We start from the raw sequence: 19,669 nt of genomic DNA on the forward strand, positions 1-19,669 counted from the left end.
AAAATAGAGCATTCCTGTAAAGAATGCTCCATTTTGTATCATTTATAATGAATAGCCTGTGCAATGAATAACTTACTATCATCGATACAGATATGAGATATACCGATTACATATAAATCAGTCGATGTCCGCCGTCCAGATCAGGCTCTATACTCAGCAACTGATCCAGCCATTGCTCGCCATAACGACCAAAATAATAATAACTGTTAATCGTACGTTCCTGCGGCTTGCCAAACGGATAAAGCGAATGGGCAATACGATCCAGTCGGCGCAGACCCACTTCATGCTGTTTGGATACCGCGTTACTGCTCTTGCGATGCAGATACTCAATTTGCGCTTCGATCTTATGCTGATTGGTTGCAGCAATATGAGGCAATGACGGATCCACTTCAGCCAGTGACTCAATAAAAGGCAGATACATCTGATCAAACTGGCGTCTCAGCTCTGCAAAACGCTCATCCAGATGGTAATCTTCTTGTTCGGACAACCATTGTGTTCTCACTTCATCAAACCGCTGGCGCACATCGTCAAAAGAAAGACCAAACTGCTTCATCAGCATCTGTATTTTCTCCTCTATCATGGTAAATGACATCCGTGGCAAAATCGGTGGCATCTGCAAATCCAGTACTTCAAATGCCTGATGGGTAAGTGCCCAGTAAGCAATCTCGCCTGTACCCAGAATAGTGCTCAATACCGGGAATAACGATTCCTGCATCAAGGGACGCGTAAGTACGTTATTACTGAACCGTTCTGGATGCTGCTCCAACATATCCAGCAGTTCATCCGGTGTGAACGTCACAAGACCTTTGCGATCCGTGAACATACCGTCACGCTTGAACAGCAAAATTCGTTCATTTGTATAAATCTCATCACTATGGATATAGAACAGATTGGCACTGTCCTCTGCTACTGTCGCTTGTTCTTCATAACCAAGCGCACGTACTTTTTCGGCAGCTGCCAGATAAGCCTGGGTCAGGCGATCATTCTGCTGAATCATTTGGCGGAATACCGGTACTTCCAGACGACGCAGCTGAGAATCATCCGAATCCAGCAGTATTACACCAAAACGGCCAAATAAACGCCCCAGCTGCTTGGCAAATGCATGGCTCAGATTATCCGATTGCTCCATATATTGACGCAATTCCTGCATCCATTCGCTTTTATGCTCACTATCCGGCAGCAGACTCTCGAACTGTTTGAGTACTCCTGCGGTATGATTATGATCAATAGAGGTACGACTGACCGGAGAATGACCACCCCGTTCATGATCCATACGAATTTTGACAGCCTGTCCGTCACGATCAGGCAAATACGTATGATTGACTTCATCCCAGTCATGATCTTCTCCAGCGATCCAGAAAACCGGTACAACCGGTCGATTCAAACGGGCCGATGCTTCACGCGCGCCCAGGATCAGGGTGACAACTTTATAAATAACCAGAAGCGGGCCGGTAAACAATCCGCTTTGCTGACCGCCAACTATAGTGAGTGTGTCGTCCTGCCGCAGCAGCTCAAGTGACTTTTGCACCGCTTCGTGATTATTGTGTAAACGGTTATAGGGTTCAAGACAATTGACTAACGCTCCACGATCAATCCGGGAGTGCTTACTCTGATCCAGCCACGCTGCCCGCTGAGCCCACGTCTGCGGATCAGTAACTTTCATATTATACAAGCTGCTTACCGATGCAAAATCATTTATATACCGCTCTGCTAGCGGCTGATTCGCAGGTAGCCTCTCCGGGACTACATTCATGGGGTAAGGTCCTCCTCATCGTTGTTACTTATTGTAACTTCTATACCTTATATGATTGTAACGAAAGTATAGCCGTTTAGTCAAAGAAATCAGCATACTTTTTTACTTTTTGAAATAAAGAAAAAAACCGTCATATATTATGACGGTTTTTATATAGTGCAGATACTGACTTATGCCAGCGATTGAGCAACCCAGTGTCCTGGAGAAACTTCCATCAGCTCGGAATTTTCCAGATTGAAAGGATCTTTTGGTGCACCCGGGTTAGCAGACTCTACAGGAGCCTGTTGCTCATCCGGAAGCAGAATTCTGCGTTTATTGACTTCTACATCCGGATCAGGGATCGGAATAGCAGACAGCAATGTTTTGGTGTAAGGATGCAGCGGATTCGCATACAGCTCTTCACTTTCTGCCAGCTCTACAATTTTACCCATGTACATAACAGCTACACGATCACTGATATGCTTAACCATGGACAGATCATGGGCAATAAACAGATAAGTCAGACCTAGACGCTGCTGCAGCTCTTCCAATAGTTTAACTACCTGTGCCTGAATCGATACGTCCAGTGCAGACAACGGCTCATCACAGATAATGAATTTTGGATTAACAGCCAGAGCGCGGGCAATCCCGATTCTCTGTCTTTGACCACCGGAGAATTCATGCGGATAACGGGTAGCGTGACTTGCGTTCAGGCCAACCATATCCAGCAGTTCTTCTACACGTCTTTTACGTTCTGCACGGCTTCCCGCCAGACCGTGGATATCCAGCGATTCACCGATAATATCCATAACATTAAAACGAGGGTTCAAAGATGCATAAGGATCCTGGAAGATCATCTGCATATCTTTACGCATCGCTTTCATTTTGCGTGGAGACAGGCTGAAAATATCGGTTCCGTTAAATTTAACGCTTCCTCCTGTTGGCTCATACAAGCGAAGCATCGTACGGCCTGTTGTAGATTTACCACAACCGGACTCCCCAACGACTCCCAGTGTTTCGCCTTCATAGATTTTGAAGCTGATATCATTAACGGCTTTGAGAATATTGCCTTTGCCCAAGTTGAAGTGCTGACGAAGATTCGACACTTCTACCAGCGGACGAGTAGGATCAAGACCTGCGATAGCAGATACCATTTTAGGTTTTTTCGGCTCATCCAGACGAGGCAGTGCATTAAGCAGGCGTTTGGTATAAGGATGCTGTGGATTTTTGAAGATCTCGGATGTTGTACCTGTTTCTACAACATCGCCCTCTTTCATAACCACGACGCGGTCACACATACCGGCTACTACACCCAGGTCATGCGTAATCAGGATAATCGATGTACCAAGCTTTTGCTGCATATCTTTCATCAGATCCAGAATCTGGGCCTGAATCGTAACGTCCAGTGCAGTTGTAGGCTCATCCGCAATCAGCAGGGATGGACGACAAGCCAGAGCAATCGCGATCATCGCACGCTGACGCATACCACCCGAGAACTGGTGAGGATAATGGTTAAAACGAACTTCCGGATTTTTAATACCAACCAGTTTGAGCATTTCCAGTGCCGATGCTTTGGCTTCTGTAGAAGACATTTTCTGGTGTTTCCGCAGTACTTCCGTAATCTGTTTGCCGACTTTGATCGTTGGATTCAGGGAAGTCATCGGATCCTGGAAGATCATACCGATATCTTTACCACGAATAGATTCCATTTGTTTATCGGTTTTATGAAGCAGGCTCTCGCCCAGGAAAGTGATTTCTCCACTTTTAATCTTAGAAGGCGGAGAAGGAATCAGACGCATAATAGTTTGAGCTGTTACACTCTTACCACTACCGGATTCCCCAACAATACCCAGCGTCTCTCCTTTGCCAATTTCAAAATTGACATCTTTTACGGCATTAAATTCGCCTGCACGAGTACTGAAAGACACGCTCAAATTCTTGACTGTTAAGATTTTCTCCACTTAGCCCACCTCCTATAGATTTTATTTTCTCAGTTTCGGATCCAGTGCGTCTCTCAGACCATCACCCAGCAGATTGAATGCCAGCATGGTAATACAGATCAGACCCGCAGGGAACCACATACGCCAAGGATACAGATTCCATCCTTGCAGTGCATCATTGATCATCGAACCCAGAGAAGATACAGGAGCCTGTACACCAAGGCCCAGGAAGCTCAAGAATGCTTCCGAGAAAATCGCACTTGGTACCGACAAGGTTACCGTTACAATAATCGGTCCCAATGCATTTGGCAACAGGTGTTTGAACAGCTGACGGCTGCCGCTTGCACCCATCGAACGTGCTGCCAGAATGAAGTCACGATTTTTAAGCTGCATGATTTCACCACGGACAATCCAGGACATGGTTACCCAGCCTGTAACAGCCAGTGCGAAAATAATTGTCGGCAATCCCGGCTCCATAACTACGAGCAGCAGGATAACGATCAGCAGATAAGGAATCGAATACAAAATTTCGGAAATTTTGTTCATTACTTCATCGACCCGGCCACCTTTGTAACCCATGATCGCACCATAAATAATACCGATAAGCAAATCAATCAATGCTGCCGAAAAACCTACAATCAGGGAAATACGTGCGCCCATCCAGGTACGAACCCACATGTCACGGCCAAGGTTATCCGTTCCAAACCAGTGTTCTCCCGAAGGTGCTTTGTTTGTATTCATTAAATCATTACTGTAATAGTTGTATTTGACCATATAAGGACCAAAAATAGCCATCAAAATGATAATAACGAGTGCTCCAAGGCTGATCATGGCAACAGGGTTGCGCGTCAGACGATATACGGCATCTTGCCATAACGATACACTTTTTTGCTGAATAGTCGGATCGCTTGCCGTATCAGCAGTTGCATTATTCGGAGTTTGGTTTCCAGTAGCTGCCAACGGTTAAGCCCCCTTTCTTCCAGACAGTTTGATGCGCGGATCAACCAGCACATACAAAATATCAGTTATAAAACGTGCAAGCATCAAAATAACGCCATAGAAAATCGTAACACCCATGATCATCGTGTAATCACGGTTTGTGATACTTTCAACGAACACTTTACCAATACCGCCGATACCAAAGATCTGTTCGATAACGACAGAACCGGTGATAACGTTAGCGGTCATAGGTCCTACATAAGTAACAACCGGCAAAATACCGTTACGTACAACGTGACGTGTCATAATTGTAAAGCCATTCAAACCTTTGGCTTTAGCCGTTTTGATATATTCGGAGTTCAGCACTTCCAGCATACTGGAGCGTGTCAGACGTGCAATAAATGCAATCGGCTGTACAGCCAGAGCGGCTACCGGGAGTACAAAGTCACTAGGCTTGCTGAAGCCCATTACGTTAAACCAACCCAGTTTTAGTGCGAATAAGTACTGTATCAATGTTGCGAGTACAAAACTCGGTACTGCAATCCCGATAATTGCCAAAATCATGGCGACATGGTCGATCAGCTTACGATGATACAAAGCCGCAATCAAACCAAGCACAATTCCGACAATAATAGAAATGATGATTGCAAAAATACCAATTTGCAAAGAAGGCTTAAACGTTTGAGCAATTCGTCCAGTTACATCCTGGTTTTGATATTTCATCGAAATACCAAGATCTCCCTGAATAACATTGCCCAGATAACGTACATACTGTACAGGAATTGGCTGATCCAATCCATATTGAGCCATCAGACGTGCTTTGATCTGAGGCTGCACTGCTCTTTCTGACATGAAAGGATCACCTGGAATGACTTTCATCAGGAAAAATGTCAGTGATACCAGAATAAATAGAGACACTAGCATAAAAAGAAACTTGCCGGCAATATACCTAACCATTCTTCTGGAACCCTCCTTTGTGTATTGTTTATGCGCATTGTTCAACCATATGATTCCTTTGATTCTTTAAGTAAGAAACAAGCTTGCAATTCATATTATTTAATAAAAACAAGTAAAAACTTGCAATATTCAAAGTTAGAAAAAGCAATATATGGTAAAACGTCAAACACACATAAAAGCGGGATATATATGGTTGGAAAAACTCCACATATATCCCGCAGCAATCATCTAACTGCCAAATTAATTATTGAATTATTCGAAATATGCTTTGGAGAAGTCAACTGCTCCACTGAAATCAACAACGATTCCTTTAAGATTAGGTTTTACCAGGGAAATGCTAGTGTAGTAGTAGATCGGCATAACAGTCATGTCGTCTTCAATCAGCATTTTCTCTGCTTTGGCCATATCATCCATACGTTTTGCAGCATCTTGAGTAGATTTTGCTTCAGCAATCAGTTTGTCATATGCAGGGTTTGCATAGCCAGCGTTATTGTTACCGCCGCCAGTTACCCACATATCCATAAATGTCATTGGATCATTGTAGTCAGCTGTCCAACCTGCACGGGCAACTTGGAAGTTACCGCTTTGACGGTTGTTCAGGAATACGCTCCACTCTTGGTTTTCGGTTTTCACGTCTACACCAAGGTTGGTTTTCCACATATCAGCAATCGCCAGAGCGATTTTTTGGTGAGCTTCACTGGAGTTGTAGATCAGTGTGATTGGAGGCAAAGTTGTGTAACCTTCCTCTTTCATACCTTCTGCCAGCAATGTTTTTGCTTGTGCTGCATCTTCTTTGAAGTAGCTGTCTTTGTGCTCGGTACGGTATTCGTCAGTTTGGCCTTTGATACCCGGAGGTACAAAACCATATGCCGGAATTTGTCCGCCCAGGGTTACATTGTCAACGATCGCTTGACGATTGATAGACATTGCAAACGCTTTACGGATTTTTGCATTATTAAAAGGTTTTTCTTTGTTATTGAATTCATAGTAGTACGTGCTTGCAATACCTTTTGCCTGGAATTGATCCGGGAATTGTTGTTTTGCAGCAGGGATCTGGTCGGTTGGAATCTCGCCAGTTGGTGCACCAGCGTAATCCAGCTGGCCACTTTGATAACTGGAATACTCGGTTGCGCCGGAGTTAACCAGAGAAGCCGTGATTGTATTCAGCTTGATGTTATCTTTGTCCCAGTACTTGTCGTTTTTGGTCCAAACCAGTTGTTGGCCTGTGGTCCAAGTTGTCAGAGTGAACGGTCCGTTAGTAACCATAGTGTCTGCTTTTGCAGCCCATTTGTCATTAGCTTCAACGTTCTTTTTGTTAACCGGGTAGTATGTGTAGAAAGAAGTCAGACCCAACCAGTAAGGGGCAGGATTCTCAAGAGTAACCTCGAGTGTCTTCTCGTCAACAACTTTTACGCCAACCTGGGAGAAATCTTTGATTTTACCAGTGTTGAACGCTTCGCCATTTTTCAGGTAGTAAAGCTGGTAAGCATATTCAGATGCTGGAGCAGTGTCCGGGCTCAGAACGTGTTCCCATGCATAAGCGAAATCTTCCGCTGTTACAGGTTCACCATTGTTCCAAGTTGCATTGTCGCGAAGGTGGAAAGTGTATTTCAGACCATCTTCGGAAACATCCCATTTTTCAGCAACGCCAGGAGCCGGGTTGCCATCTGCGCCCATACGGGTGAGACCTTCGTACATCAGCTTCAGAGCCGTATTTGTCTGGCTGTCTTTTGCTTGAGCTGGATCAAAAGTAGGAGGTTCTGCGCTCATGTTAATGCGTAAATCCTGTGATGCAGTGCCTTCTCCTGTTTGTCCACTTGTACCTGTACCACTCTCAGAACCGCTGCCGCAAGCTGCAAGCAAGGTGCTAAAAGCTAGTACGAGGGTCATAAGTACTAACCAACTTTTCTTTTTCATCTAGCAGTTTCCCCCTAAAAAATGTGGTTGTGGTATATGTTTATTGATTATACAACCAGTGGTCAAAAAAATCTATATCTTAATCTTAAAAAAAGCGTTTTTTTTCGGTTTTTTCAACATATTCGTCACATAATAGTGTAGATTAGGCTTCATCAGACGGAGGAATACCTAACATCAAGCAAAAATATTCCAATTTTCGACAGGTTTATCGTGTTATGTATTGCAAAACAGCGATTAAAAGCAGCACGATGTAACCTAAGCTCAAAAAAAGGAAGGACAAACGCCATACGGCACGGAAAAGACGCTGGAAATCGACTTTCCCTTTAAGTCGGTTCTGGGCACTTCCTATAATCCCGAGCGCCAGCAGCAATATCAGCAAAAATATGTAAAATCCCATTTGACTGTTGAATATGATATTAAATAATGCCGCTACCGAAATATACAGAAATGGAGTCGTCACGTCCATTGCATTTCCGGCCGCTTTCTTTTTTGGCTCTTTCTTGAACCGGCTGATCAGATATACAGCCAGAAAAGGGATAAAAGGAACGAGACTCAGAAAAATCGCTCCGTTCAGCAGCCACCCGAAAAATCCTCCCATTAATCTGCCTCCTTTATGGTCATTGCTTCGATCAGACGGCATACCCATTCATGTCCCGGGACTGCAGCCTGATGACGCCGGCCAATCTCGACAATACTGCCGTTGATCCACTCAATCTCGGTTCTTCTTCCCTCCTGTACATCAGCTAGCATGGAAGAAGTATTAGATGCTGTCGAACGGCATACCTGTAAGATATCATCCCAAAGTGATTCTGACCATTCTATATCTGCTTTGTCATATACATGAATCGCTTCTTCGTAGAGCTGTCTCATTACAGATATTCTCTCTGTGCTATTCAAAAGCTCTCCATTAGATATACGCCACAGCGCTGTTAATGGATTAATTACAGCATTAATAATCAGCTTCCGGTATATAGCCATCTCGATATTATTCGACAAGGAGGCACTAAGTCCTGCTTTAGTCCATAAATTTAATAACAAAAATATAGCGTCCGATTGCCTACAAGCTGCAACCTCCGGTTCATATCCCGTGTCTGTAGTATTGTTACGTTGGACCAATTGTCCGAGTACGGTCTCTCCATGTCCGGAATGTATAACGGTATTGGCTGATAATTTCCTCGCGCCTTCTGTCGTAATCCCTGCATAAACCTTCCATTTATCATTCCATAGTTGATCTGTCCGTACTCCATTTTGCAAACCAATAATAATCGTATGTTCCGCTACTCGTTTGGATAGCTGACGGATCAGGTCCGGAGTCATATGGGTTTGCTTGACAGTAACCAGAATGACATCCGCTCGCGGCCAATCTCCTGTATGATCAATATGGGATGTCGTCTGAATATTTCCTTTGGCAGAAATAGACAGACTTTGCGAAAGAGCTGCAGCATCTGCAGATGGATAAAAATGTACCCCTTCCTGGCGAATTAGAGCAGCCTGGGCTTCGGTACGTGTCCATAGATTCAGTTGTACATTTTCCTCCAGCTGAGCCAGTCTACTATAAAAAAGCAGGCCAAGAGATCCTGCTCCAAAAATATCAATAATCATGTGATTCCCTCCGAACATGGTATGCGATAAAATAAGAATAGATGGTTATACATATACTCTTTGTTGCGAATAATGAATTTATTTGCAGCAACAATATTAATTATACAGGGAGGAAACGATAGATGAAACCTGTTTACACCTTCTGTGTCGTTTGCTTCTCTTTCTTCACAGCGATTTTCGTTCCTTTTTCGGTGATATCTGCTGCTGCTCCTTCAATAGAATCGGCAGAACAGCTTGATCCGCAGACCCGTCAACTGCTGGAAGACAGCCTGTCGGTAACCGAACTTGATCATGAAATCACGCGAATTCATCAGGAAGAACAGGCGGTTCGTACTAGATATGAGCAACTGGAGCAGCAATCGATTACCAGTCAACAGCAGTTCAATGATGCCAAAATACAGTCCGATAAAGTACTGATTGCCTATTATACTGGAGAACGCGAGCAATTACGCAATGCTTTTTGGGCGGCGGGCAGTATATCGGGTGTAATCGCATTTTATGAATACTATAAAATGATTCTGGATCATGACCAGCAGGTTATGGCGGATTATCGAACCCGGTATGATCAGATTCGGTCTATACGCAGCGATTTGCTGCGTACTTCCACAGAGCTGAACACGATTGGCAGTCGTTTAACCGAGCAAAGACAACGTGTAGCTTCTCTGCAAACCCGAATTCATACTGGTCTTGCTTCCAGCTCCGAACCGGATACGGCCAGACAGCTGATTGCTGAGATGAATGCCTATTGGGAAAATATTGGATTGTACGAAGTGAAGAACTATTTTCAGGCACTGGCTCAATCTATGCAGCAATTTCCGGACTTTCTTCAAGCCCAGCCGGGAGCTATTCGTACCAATGGTAGGCAGTATACTATCGTGATCGAGCAGCAGCAGTTGAATGATTTTCTGCATCAAACGGCCGGTCTGCCGGACAGTCTGCAGTTTAACTTTGAACAGAACAGACTGGTTGTCCATGGAGAGGAAGGACAGCTTGCTCTGGAGATTATCGGTCATTATGAAATAGAAAATAATCAGCAAAACGCGATGCGTTTTCGGGTAGACCAGTTAGTATTCAATGGATTTCGTTTGCCGGATACTACCTGTCAAATGCTGGAGAACGAATTTGATCTGAGCTTTTATCCTGAACAGATCATCCCTTATCTCAGAGCTACTTCAGTCGGGATTGTACCTCAATCGATGACTGTTCAATTGGAATTATCCCTTCATTAAATGTGGAGCAGGTACCAGACATCTCTAATGATATAAAAAGTAGTACAAATCTTGCACTATCCCCAAGATCATGCGCATATTAAAAAGCGTCCTCTTCCTTATCGGAGAAGACGCTTTTTGTGTATTGATGTTTGGATTGATATTACAGCAGATCTGCAGCCAATTGAGCCAGTTTCGAGCGCTCCCCTTTTTCCAGAGTAATATGGCCACTGATTCCTTCCTGTTTGAAATGCTCCACCACATGGGTCAGACCGTTACTGATTGAATCGAGATAAGGATGATCTATCTGATCCGGGTCGCCGACCAATACGATTTTACTGCCTTCACCGACACGGGATACTATCGTCTTCACTTCGTGACGGGACAGATTCTGTGCTTCATCAATAATAATAAATTGTCCCGGGATCGAGCGACCCCGAATATAGGTAAGTGCCTCTACCTGAATACTCCCCAGTCCCATCAGAATCTTGTCGATATCTCCAGCTTTTTTGGTATCAAATAAAAATTCCAGATTGTCATAGATTGGCTGCATCCATGGGCGAAGCTTCTCGTCCTTTTCTCCTGGTAAATATCCGATATCTTTACCCATAGGTACAACCGGACGGGCGATCAGCAATTTTTTGTATTTTTGTTCATCTTCGACTTTGGATAAAGAAGCGGCAAGTGCCAGCAGCGTTTTGCCTGTACCGGCTTTACCTGTAATCGTCACCAGTGGAATATCATCATTAAGCAGCAGTTCCAGGGCCATTCGCTGCTGGGCATTCCGTGCAGCGATCCCCCATATCGGCTCATTGCTGAGGAAAAGAGGTTCCAGCTTGCTGCCATCATGACTGACTTTGAGCAGGGCAGATTTACCGCTGCCCATTTCGTCTTTGAGAATCACAAATTCATTGGGATACAGCGTATAATTCAGGTTCAACGTATTCACGGATAAATAACGGTTATTGTAGAAATCATCGATAGTAGCGGGATGAACCTGCAGTGTGGTATAACCTGTATAAATCTCGTTGGGCTCTGCAGCACGATCGGATAAATAGTCTTCTGTCATCAGGCCGAGTACATCGGCTTTGACACGAACGAGTACGTCTTTACTCACCAGAATAACCTGACGGGATTCAGTTTTATCGCGCTCTTCCAATTCATAATTCAGAGCAACTGCCAGAATCCGATTATCATTGGTGATCTCACCGAACATTTCATGCACTTTGGCAAAACTGCGATGATTTAATTCAACACGCAGTGTACCTCCATTTTCCAGCTGAACTCCATCATGAAGATGGCCTATTTCACGAAGTGCATCCAGTGAACGAGAGACACCTCGGGCATTACGTCCGATTTCATCAGCATTTCTTTTTTTCGAATCTATTTCTTCCAATACCACCGCGGGAATAATCACATCATTTTCTTCAAAAGCGAAAATGGCATTCGGATCGTGAAGAAGCACATTGGTATCCAATACAAAAATCTTTTTCATGGAGATTCCTCCCTGGGTACGAATTGTTTGTGATCTCTGATGCCTCCAGCTTATGCTTCCCGCTTCCTGAACCGTCAAGCCTCACCCTCCCCTTGATGTAAAACAAAAAAGCCCGGGTTATACAGCGCCCAGACTTTTCCTATCATTAGTATATATTTTGGACAACACACAAAAAGCTGCACCGCTAGCATACAGCAGAGTGAAAGTTGGATTCTGCCCACGTGAAATGACCCCATCATGCGATAGTGTATTGCACATCCATTGCAGCATCCCAAAACCTCCAATCCCTGCTTCAGCGAATAGTAAGGTGCACAGATATTATAGCATAGATGATCCTCTTTTCAAATGTGAGGTCAGTAGGCTATTTAGTATCCTGATCCATTATTTATCAATTGTAAAAACAGATTTTTTGTAATAAAAAGAACAGCTCTCTGCATAGGCAGAAACCTGTTCTTTTCTCTCCAACCCTGTTCACAAGGGATACGGAAAATATAATTTTTACTTTATTGTGCAGTCGCTGACTGACCTGTACTTTCAGTCGAAGTCCCTGTACCGTCAAATTGATCCGAATGCGTCGCTGTTCCACTCAGTTCATCCTGAAGTGCCTGTTTGGCATTGGCAAGCTCGGTCTCATTGATGTATACATAAGGGCTTTTCCAATCTCCTGTAACCGGCATATACTTGATATTCGCTTTTGGAATATCCCAGTATGTGGTCAACAGATTGGTGAACTGGCTGCCTTCGATATCGGTCTCCATATTATCATCGACCGATTGGATAATCGAACTCAGTTTCGCTACACCGCTGAACGATTGAACTTTGTCGACGACGGAATTCAGTACTTCGTTCTGACGTTTGTTACGATCAAAGTCACTGGATTCCTGTGTGCGTGGACTACAGGAACTACTGGAATGACGATAACGTACATATCCAAGCGCCTGTTCTCCATTCAGATGCTGCGGCCCTTTTTTGATATTGATATTGGTTCCGTCTGCACGGTCAATATAACACATATTCATGGCTGCATCGACATCTACACCACCTACAGCATCTACAACATCACTGAAGCCCTGGAAGTTAATAATCGTCGTATAATCGACATCCACTCCCAGATATTTGCCCAGCATGGTCTGCATTTCCTGCATGGAATTATTTGTACCCTTCTTCTTATCTTCCGCATAGAATTTAGGATAGTATGAATTCAGCTTGTTTGGAATATATCCATCCAGCTGGAAATACGTATCCCGCGGCAGTGATACGATTGTGGCAGACTTGGTATCCGGATTCAGCGTAGCCACCATAACAACGTCGGTAAGACGTGTACCGGTCTCTTTACGATAATCCGTACCGAGCAGAGCCATCGTAATCGGCTTTTCCTTGGCAGATTTCTCAGGGACTCTGGTATCAACGATACCTGGAGCCTGACCTGTACCACCTTTACCTTCGAACATTCCCTGCACCTGGTAATAAATGATACCAGCGTACGCCATAACACCTACAATTGCCAGCAGAATCACGATTAGCAGAATCTGCATAAATCGTTTAAAGCCGCTAACTTTTTTCTTTTGTTTTTTATTGGACTTGGGATTGCCGGCTTTTTGCGATTTGGCCTTGCCCCCCGCACGCGGCGGAAGTCCTCCTGTAGTCGTACTCATTGCTCTCAACACCTGTTCCATCGTTATTAGATAATGTAGTGAAGGTGGCTGATCCAGCCTATGCCGATCACCAGCATACTCAGGATTCAGCCACCTACTATAATGAAGAATTCAGATTATAATTGCAACTTCACGACCGGAATTAGCTATTTTGTGCTGCTTTGCGGTGTTTCTCCGCACGTTCGCGCTCACTCTTGTTCAAGATTTTTTTGCGCAGACGAATCGCTTTCGGCGTGATTTCGCAATACTCATCATCGTTCAGGTATTCCAGAGCTTGCTCCAGAGAGAACAGACGCGGAGTTTTCATTTTAACGGTATCATCTTTGGTCGCAGAACGAACGTTAGTCAGCTGCTTTTCTTTACAAATGTTAACGACGATATCGTTATCACGAGTATGTTCACCAACGATCATACCTTCATAGATTTCAGCACCCGGTTCAACGAACAGTGTACCGCGATCCTCAACAGACAGAATACCGTACAGTGTGGAAGAACCATTTTCACTGGATACGAGTACACCCTGGTGACGTCCGCCAACCTGGCCTGCTACGAGCGGGCCGTAGCTGTCGAACGCATGGTTCATAATACCGTAACCACGAGTCAGTGTCAGGAAGTACGTACGATATCCGATCAGACCACGTGCAGGAATCAGGAATTCCAGACGAACCTGGCCACTACCGTTGTTGATCATGTTGACCATCTCGGCTTTGCGGCTTCCCAGACTCTCCATAACTGCGCCCATGCTTTCTTCAGGCACATCGATCATCAGACGCTCGATTGGCTCCATGCGAGTACCATCGATCTCGCGAACGATAACTTCAGGCTTGGATACTTGCAGCTCATAACCTTCACGACGCATATTCTCGATCAGGATACCCAGGTGAAGCTCACCACGTCCGGATACGATATAAGCATCAGGGCTTTCTGTTTCGTCTACACGCAGACTCACGTCAGTTTCCAACTCTTTGAACAGACGGTCACGCAGACGACGGGATGTTACCCATTTGCCTTCACGACCCGCAAATGGACTGTTGTTCACGAGGAACGTCATTTGCAGTGTAGGCTCGTCAATTTTCAGAACCGGCAGTGCTTCCGGATTCTGTGGATCAGCGATCGTCTCACCGATGTTGATGTCCTTGATACCAGCCAGTGCGATGATGTCGCCTGCGCCTGCTTCTTCAACTTCAACACGTTTCAGACCCTGGAATCCGAACAGCTTCTCGATACGAGCTGTTTTCTTCTGGCCTTCGCGGGTAATAACCGTTACGGATTGACCTTGACGGATAATACCACGGTTTACGCGACCAACAGCGATACGGCCCAGATATTCATTGTAGTCCATCAGTGTAACGAGGAACTGCAGCGGCTGTTCTGTATCTTCTGTTGGAGCTGGGATTTTGCTTACTACAGTTTCGTAGATTGCTTGCATGTTATCGTCCTGTTTAGCAGGATCATCTTCCATACTGGAAGTACCGTTCAATGCAGATGCATAAACAACCGGGAAGTCCAGCTGATCATCGTTAGCACCCAGCTCGATAAACAGTTCCAGTACTTCATCAATAACTTCAGCAGGACGAGCTGCCGGACGGTCGATTTTGTTCACGACAACGATTGGTGTCAGGTTGTGCTCCAGCGCTTTGCGCAGAACGAATTTCGTTTGCGGCATGCAACCTTCATAAGCATCAACAACCAGCAGTACACCATCAACCATTTTCATAATACGTTCTACTTCACCGCCGAAATCGGCGTGACCCGGAGTATCCACGATATTAATAAGATAATCTTTATAGGTAATAGCTGTATTTTTAGCCAGAATCGTAATACCGCGTTCGCGCTCCAAATCATTGGAATCCATTGCGCGGTCCTGCAAAGTCTCGTGATCACGGAAAATGCCGGATTGCTGCAACAGTTTGTCCACCAGTGTTGTTTTACCATGGTCAACGTGGGCAATAATGGCGATATTGCGGATATTCTCTCTCAAATGCATAAAATTCTCCAAATCCTCTCCAGAAAATGAGCGTCGGTCAACGAAGCCGACGCTCTACTATTTATTATAAAAAAATTGTAAAAACCGTCATTAGTAAACTGATTCATTATTCATTATACGGCATAAATCACATAAATCAAGCTTAATCATACTTATTACCAGCCTCTTTTGGAATTCGTTCGACTAAGCAGCATCCATATTCCTCCGCCAATCAGCAGCAGAGCGATCAAGTATAGCGCCGAAGCTCCCAGCAGGCTGAAAAAGAGCAATATGATAGATAATGCACCCAGTACACCCGCAGCAAAACCAATATTACGAGATACGGCAGACGCTGACACCATGTAGTATTCATACAATCCGACAGTAATACCGAGCAGCAATACCGGCCATAGATAAGCCATTAATGACCAGCCCCAGATATTACAAAAGAAAAACAAAATCCCGTATACTGTCAAAATTCCTGCCGGAATCAGCACATACGAGGATGCACTGCGGCTAAAGTAAAACAGCTGCAGTAGTACCCCCGGCAGCAAAATAAGCAGCGGCCAGAAAGCATGTCCAATAAAAGCAAATACACCCAGCTTGCCAAGCAGGATGACCAGTCCGGCCAGTATAATAAATATTGCAATAACTCCCTGATTACGATTCGTCATATTACGCTTTCCTCCCAGCCGTTTTTATTCCAGTGCAGCAGCTGATCCAGTATTTTTCCTACTTTCAGTGTAGCCGATATTCCGCCAAAAGACTACCCGAAAGCAGTCTCCTAGACACTGCCTGTAAAGGACATGGCGGTTACTGTTACCTTTATTCTGGTTATTAATACAACATGCCATCTTGATCTGACAATCGGTGATGATTTAGGGGATGTTGTCCTCTATCCATACTCATTGGCAGAACAATCCTAACATTTCATAAGCTGAACCTGTCCTGGTAAACAGACAACTGCTGGTATATTATTATTATCGGCTAATCCGGGCAAACATAAAGGAGTGGAGACATTTTGGATATTACTCAAGCCAGCTTTTGGCTGGCGCTTTTGAACATCATTTTTATCGATCTTATTCTGGCGGGCGATAATGCTATCGTCATCGGTCTGGCTGCACGCAAGCTGCCGCAGCAAACACAGAAAAAAGCTATTCTCTACGGTATGCTTGGAGCGGTAATTATCCGGATCGTGGCAACGATTGCTGTAATCTGGCTGCTGCAAATCCCGTGGCTGCTGGTCGTTGGTGGTCTGCTGCTGATAGCTATCGCCTACAAACTGCTCACCGATAATGAAGAACATAAGGATGTCAAAGCCGGCACTTCTCTCTGGAGCGCTGTCTGGACTATTATCGTAGCCGACGCAGCAATGGGACTCGATAATGTTATTGCGGTCGCTGGTGCTGCCAACCAGCATATTGGTCTCGTTATTATCGGTCTATGTATCAGTGTCCCTATTGTAGTCTGGGGCAGTACGATCTTTATCAAACTGACCAATCGTTTTCCATGGATTATTTATGTAGGTAGTGCGGTACTTGCGTACACCGCTTCGCATATGATTACCGAAGAAGAACGTCTGCACAATGTGTTCGAAGCGCATCCGCTCTGGAGATGGATATTCGTTGTTTTCATTATTATAGGGGTACTGCTGGCTGGATATCTGAAAAATCGCCAGGCTGCCAACCGCACAGCTTCATAATCATTCAGACACTCTTTCTACAAGACAGTTAAGCAACTGACGGCGTTAATTAATTTCTCTATTGTGTAGTATATAGAAATGAAAACAGCTGCTATCCTTTTTCCGTGAACATTTTGCCGGAATAGGAATAGCAGCTGTTTTGCTATAATTTGGTGTACAATATGCCGTGCGTTACAGCCAGTCTTCTTCCATGGCTTCCGTAGAAGAGGATTCTGTCGACGAACCTGCCTCAATCACCATTACTTCGGTCTGCTCCACTGCCCGCTGAATCATTTCCTCCAGATCCAGGAACGATTCTACCTTCTCGACGATCCGCAGATTCGGATTGGTAGCCGGCGATTTGGGAACAAATAAAGTACAGCAATCCTCATACGGGAGAATTGACAGATCATAGGTACCGATCTGCTGGGATACCTGAATAATCTCGTCTTTGCTCTGCATCACCAGAGGACGCAGAATAGGCAGCTCGGTAGCCCGCTCGATCACATTCATACTGTTCAGTGTCTGGCTTGCTACCTGGCCCAGACTTTCTCCGGTAATGATCGCCAATCCCTTTTGCTGCTCGGCGAGCCGGGTTGTAATCCGAAGCATCGCTCTGCGCATCAAGGTGATCATCAGATTATCCTGTCCTGTTGTCGTAAAAGCAGTCTGGATCTCTGTGAATGGTACTACATGCAGCTTGATTTTACCGCCATATCCAGCCAGTACGCGGGTCAGGTCAATGACTTTTTGCTTGGCCCGTTCACTGGTAAACGGATAGCTGTGGAAATGGACACATTCGATCTCCAGTCCTCTTTTCATGGACTGCCAGCCTGCGACCGGACTATCAATACCACCTGACAGCATCAGCATAGCCCGGCCGTTACTGCCTCTCGGAAATCCGCCGACTGCCGGAATAATCTGGCTGTATACATAGGCTGCATTTTCACGTACTTCTACACGCAGTTCGATATCGGGATGGCGTACATCTACTTTGAGCAGTGGATTGGCGCGCAGCACAGGCGAACCAATCAGGTGATTCATGTCCTGGGAAGAATGCGGAAAAGGCTTCCATACCCGGCGCGCAGTTACTTTGAACGTCGTCTCGGTCTGTAGAGCGTGTTCACCGATCAGCTCCAGAGCTGCCTGGATAATAGAATCCAGCTCCGGCTCTGCCTGCTTGACCGGAATAATATCCACAATACCAAAAACATTACGCAGCAGACCTATTAACAGCTCTGCCGATACTCCTCCTGTCTCTACATACAATCGTCCATATTCACGATGTACTCGTGCCTGCGGATAAGGACGGAGGATTTCACGCACATGCTCGGCGATCACTTTTTCAAAACGACCTCTGTTTTTTCCTTTGAGTGTAATTTCGCCCATTCTGAGCATCAGGCGACTAATATTATGCATCAAACCGGTTTATCTCCTCTCCAATGAACGCAGCGATTGTACTGTCTGTCGAAGCGCTCCTATCAGGTATTCCACATCTTCCGATGTATGTTTATCTCCCAGACTGATCCGGATGCCACTGCCCGCATGCTCACGATCCATCCCCATTGCTGTTAATACACGGCTGGGTACAGACTTCCGCGAGGAGCAGGCAGACTGGGTAGATACCAGACAGCCCTGCTGCTCTAGGCTGTGGAGTACGACTTCCGACTTCATGCCCGGGTACATAAAATGAATAATATGCGGCGCAACAGGTATCACTTCGGTCAATACCAGCCCCGGAATATCGCAAATAGCCTGCTGCAAGGTATCACGAAGCCTACACAGATGCTTGTACTGCTGTGGCTGCTGCTCGGTAATCAGGCGCAGCGCTTTGGTCATGCCCGCTATTCCGGCAGCATTTTCCGTGCCTGAGCGATATCCCTGTTCCTGTCCTCCACCTGCCAGCAACGGCAGCAGCTCTAGCCCCAGTTTTACATATAACAGACCGGTACCTTTGGGGCCTCTAAGCTTGTGGGCAGACAGGCTGTACAGGTCGATTCCCCACTCTTTTAACGACATAGGGATTTTGCCAAAGCCCTGCACACCATCCACATGCACAAGAACTCTAGGGTGATGAGACTTGATTAGCCGGGTAATCTGTTCAATCGGTTGGACAGCTCCGGTCTCATTATTGACATGCATTACACTGACCAAAATAGTATCGGGTCTGATCGCAGCGAGTATATCTTCAGGTGAGACTGTTCCATTCGGCTGCGGATTTATATAACTGACTTCAAATCCAAACAGCTCCAGTTGACGAAAAGTTTCGTAGACCGAAGGATGCTCGATCATTGTAGTGATCAGATGGCCCTGCATTCGCCCTTTGCGCAGCGCTGCACCTTTGATCGCCAGATTATTGCTCTCAGTCGCTCCCGAGGTCCATATAATCTCGGCTGGTTGTACATCCAGTATACCTGCTGTTACTTCTCTCGCCCGGCGAATCAATCGTTCCGATTCTTCACCATAACGATGAAGGGAGGATGGATTGCCGTAATGCTTGTCCATGATCTGGGACATCGCTCGTACCACCTCGGGATAAGGAGGTGTCGTAGCTGCATAGTCAAAGTATTTCAATGT

Annotated in this window: 15 protein-coding genes; 2 read left to right on the forward strand and 13 right to left on the reverse strand. The window is 45.3% G+C overall.

Translation table 11 applies throughout. The features are described from left to right. Nucleotides 1-106 precede the first annotated feature (106 nt). The 7 genes from bshC to AR543_RS18080 form a co-directional block, all read right to left on the reverse strand. A complete protein-coding gene (gene bshC, locus AR543_RS18050; RefSeq protein WP_060535797.1) occupies nt 107-1,753 on the reverse strand; it encodes a bacillithiol biosynthesis cysteine-adding enzyme BshC in 1,647 nt (548 codons plus the stop codon). A gap of 170 nt (nt 1,754-1,923) precedes the next feature. Then, the gene (locus AR543_RS18055; RefSeq protein ID WP_060535798.1) at nt 1,924-3,693 is read right to left on the reverse strand and encodes an ABC transporter ATP-binding protein; all 1,770 of its coding nucleotides are present in this window, start codon (nt 3,691-3,693) and stop codon (nt 1,924-1,926) included. A 21-nt stretch (nt 3,694-3,714) separates the two neighbouring features. Further along, complete coding sequence (locus tag AR543_RS18060; RefSeq protein ID WP_060535799.1) at nt 3,715-4,632, reverse strand: ABC transporter permease; 918 nt, start codon at nt 4,630-4,632, stop codon at nt 3,715-3,717. A gap of 3 nt (nt 4,633-4,635) precedes the next feature. After that, the gene (locus AR543_RS18065; RefSeq protein ID WP_060535800.1) at nt 4,636-5,568 is read right to left on the reverse strand and encodes an ABC transporter permease; all 933 of its coding nucleotides are present in this window, start codon (nt 5,566-5,568) and stop codon (nt 4,636-4,638) included. 252 nt (nt 5,569-5,820) lie between these two features. Further along, complete coding sequence (locus tag AR543_RS18070) at nt 5,821-7,485, reverse strand: peptide ABC transporter substrate-binding protein (protein ID WP_060535801.1); 1,665 nt, start codon at nt 7,483-7,485, stop codon at nt 5,821-5,823. Between the two features lie 205 nt (nt 7,486-7,690). Beyond that, nucleotides 7,691-8,083, reverse strand: a complete 393-nt coding sequence (locus tag AR543_RS18075; RefSeq protein ID WP_060535802.1) for a DUF3397 domain-containing protein — start codon at nt 8,081-8,083, stop codon at nt 7,691-7,693. Continuing rightward, a complete protein-coding gene (locus tag AR543_RS18080; RefSeq protein WP_060535803.1) occupies nt 8,083-9,087 on the reverse strand; it encodes a ketopantoate reductase family protein in 1,005 nt (334 codons plus the stop codon). Before AR543_RS18080 ends, AR543_RS18075 begins: the two co-directional genes overlap by 1 nt. 122 nt (nt 9,088-9,209) lie before the next feature. Here AR543_RS18080 and AR543_RS18085 point away from each other — a divergent pair, with 122 nt between their 5' ends. Then, on the forward strand, nt 9,210-10,316 hold the full coding sequence (locus AR543_RS18085; RefSeq protein WP_060535804.1) for a hypothetical protein: 1,107 nt from the start codon (nt 9,210-9,212) through the stop codon (nt 10,314-10,316). Nucleotides 10,317-10,458: 142 nt separating this feature from the next. Here the strand turns inward: AR543_RS18085 and AR543_RS18090 are convergent, their stop codons facing one another. The 4 genes from AR543_RS18090 to AR543_RS18105 form a co-directional block, all read right to left on the reverse strand. Next, nucleotides 10,459-11,790, reverse strand: a complete 1,332-nt coding sequence (locus AR543_RS18090; RefSeq protein WP_060535805.1) for a PhoH family protein — start codon at nt 11,788-11,790, stop codon at nt 10,459-10,461. A 503-nt stretch (nt 11,791-12,293) separates the two neighbouring features. Next, nucleotides 12,294-13,445 carry an LCP family protein gene (locus AR543_RS18095; RefSeq protein ID WP_060535806.1) on the reverse strand — a complete coding sequence of 384 codons (1,152 nt, stop codon included), beginning with the start codon at nt 13,443-13,445 and terminating at the stop codon, nt 12,294-12,296. A gap of 142 nt (nt 13,446-13,587) precedes the next feature. Beyond that, nucleotides 13,588-15,432 carry a translational GTPase TypA gene (gene typA / locus AR543_RS18100; protein ID WP_060535807.1) on the reverse strand — a complete coding sequence of 615 codons (1,845 nt, stop codon included), beginning with the start codon at nt 15,430-15,432 and terminating at the stop codon, nt 13,588-13,590. Between the two features lie 155 nt (nt 15,433-15,587). Beyond that, nucleotides 15,588-16,085, reverse strand: a complete 498-nt coding sequence (locus AR543_RS18105; RefSeq protein ID WP_060535808.1) for a hypothetical protein — start codon at nt 16,083-16,085, stop codon at nt 15,588-15,590. Between the two features lie 347 nt (nt 16,086-16,432). Between AR543_RS18105 and AR543_RS18110 the strand changes: the two genes are divergently transcribed. Continuing rightward, the gene (locus AR543_RS18110) at nt 16,433-17,113 is read left to right on the forward strand and encodes a TerC family protein (protein WP_060535809.1); all 681 of its coding nucleotides are present in this window, start codon (nt 16,433-16,435) and stop codon (nt 17,111-17,113) included. 171 nt (nt 17,114-17,284) lie between these two features. On the opposite strand, the gene thiI is transcribed toward AR543_RS18110, so the two are convergent. Beyond that, complete coding sequence (gene thiI, locus AR543_RS18115) at nt 17,285-18,511, reverse strand: tRNA uracil 4-sulfurtransferase ThiI (protein ID WP_060535810.1); 1,227 nt, start codon at nt 18,509-18,511, stop codon at nt 17,285-17,287. Between the two features lie 9 nt (nt 18,512-18,520). Next, a complete protein-coding gene (locus tag AR543_RS18120) occupies nt 18,521-19,666 on the reverse strand; it encodes a cysteine desulfurase family protein (protein ID WP_060535811.1) in 1,146 nt (381 codons plus the stop codon). Nucleotides 19,667-19,669 lie beyond the last annotated feature (3 nt).

The sequence above is a fragment of the Paenibacillus bovis genome (assembly GCF_001421015.2).
Taxonomy (GTDB): domain Bacteria; phylum Bacillota; class Bacilli; order Paenibacillales; family Paenibacillaceae; genus Saccharibacillus; species Saccharibacillus bovis.